We start from the raw sequence: 1514 nt of genomic DNA, 5'->3' as shown, positions 1-1514 counted from the left end.
TATCGCAACATTCTAGAAAGGAAGGCTGATGGGGCGCCTGTCGATATCCGTAATCTGGCAAAGCTGTTTCCGACAATGCTCGAAGACATCTCCAAGCTGTACACCGGGTTTCGCGGACCGGTCATCTTGATCGGACACGCTCCAAACACGAACCTGATCTGTGCTCTCAGGCCGAACTATTTCTCGCTTCCATGCCCGGCGTCCTCGAAGGTAGAGCATGTCGCATTCAAAGCGGCTTTCGCGGCTTTTGCAGGCCGCCATTCCCAGTTTCAATTCGTTGATCCGCTGGACGCGATCTGCCCCGCCGCGGAATGCCGAATGACAAACAGCGCAGGGCACAGCCTCTACGTCGACGAGAACCACCTCTCGATCTTCGGCGCGAGGCTCATTGTTCCGAAAATTATCGAGATGCTCCGAGGTGATCTGACCGTCCAGTCGATCGACCTTCGGCGGGCCGGATAGTCGCGCCAAGCGCCTCGCCTATGCGCCGGGGCCGCTTCGACGAGAGCGACAGAAAAAATAAAGTGTCGCAACAGCCCAGGCGACGACGGTCCCCAAAAGCATGAAGTAGAGCGGATTAGCCGTGAGATCGACACCGGTCGGCGGCGAAATCAACAGGACAACGGAAGCGGCAGCGAATAACCCGACGCCTCCGCCTATTCCAAACACAAAGCTCGAATATGCTTCTCTGCTTCGGCTGGGATTGGTCTTTGCGGCGAGCATGCTGCCTATGCCGATAGCCACGGGTATGAACAAACTCGGCGTCAGCAAGACATCATGCGAAGTCAGCATAACGCCTGAGAGAGCGACCCCGAGTGGCAGATCTTCGGCGTCACGAACCAACGAGAAGGCGAACACGAGGAAGCCGAGTGGGACCAGCCAGCCGATATGGCCGAAAGCGATAGCAAAAAGGACAAAAGTGTTGTGAGGAACAAAGACATGAGCCTCCTCCAGCCCACGACCAAAAAAACCGCCTGTCCGGTATGCCAATAGGCCGCGTTCCAAAAACAGAGCGCGGGCGGAGATAGAATTTCTCTTACTTTCACCTGTCAGCCGTTCGCTGAGGGCCTGAATCCTGGCCGCGCCTGATGCAGACGGACTCGCTTTGGGAGGAGAGGCGACATCTCCTGGCAGGCTTTCCTCGGATAGAGCTGGGCCGCTTCTAGAAGACGCCAACTCAGGCGGTTCAATCGAAAGCGGGCTCGCGTCATTTGTTTGGGGAGGATGTCCTATCGGAGCCGCTGCCCGGGCGAGCGACGTGTCGACAGCTTCGCCTGCCTCACTAAGGTCCGTGTTTACGGACAACACTCCTGCGAAAGACTGGCTAATGGCAGCTCGAAAGTAGCGGTTAGTGGTCAGTGCTACGGAAGTTACCAATAGCAGCACAACAGCCACAGCGAGAGCCCGCATCCAAGCAGCGGTGTCGATCCGGAATCTTCGGGCAGCTCTGTAATATTGCCAGATGCCAACCGTACTTGGAAGGAAGACGGTGGCGACGGCGGCAAGAATGGTGG

The 1514-nt window shown here is 57.1% G+C and carries 2 protein-coding genes; one reads left to right on the top strand and one right to left on the bottom strand.

Features of this window, described 5'->3' with window-relative positions:
- Nucleotides 1–462: SGNH hydrolase domain-containing protein (locus EN780_RS39145; RefSeq protein WP_210215075.1), on the top strand; the 462-nt coding region annotated here is incomplete at its 5' end.
- 18 nt (nucleotides 463–480) lie between these two features.
- Here the strand turns inward: EN780_RS39145 and EN780_RS39845 are convergent.
- On the bottom strand, nucleotides 481–1514 hold a 1034-nt coding region (locus EN780_RS39845), incomplete at its 5' end, for a hypothetical protein (protein ID WP_210215074.1).

It is taken from the genome of Mesorhizobium sp. M4B.F.Ca.ET.089.01.1.1 (assembly GCF_004022605.1).
GTDB classification, from domain to species: Bacteria; Pseudomonadota; Alphaproteobacteria; order Rhizobiales; family Rhizobiaceae; genus Mesorhizobium; species Mesorhizobium abyssinicae.
This window is presented reverse-complemented; position numbering and strand designations above follow the sequence as displayed.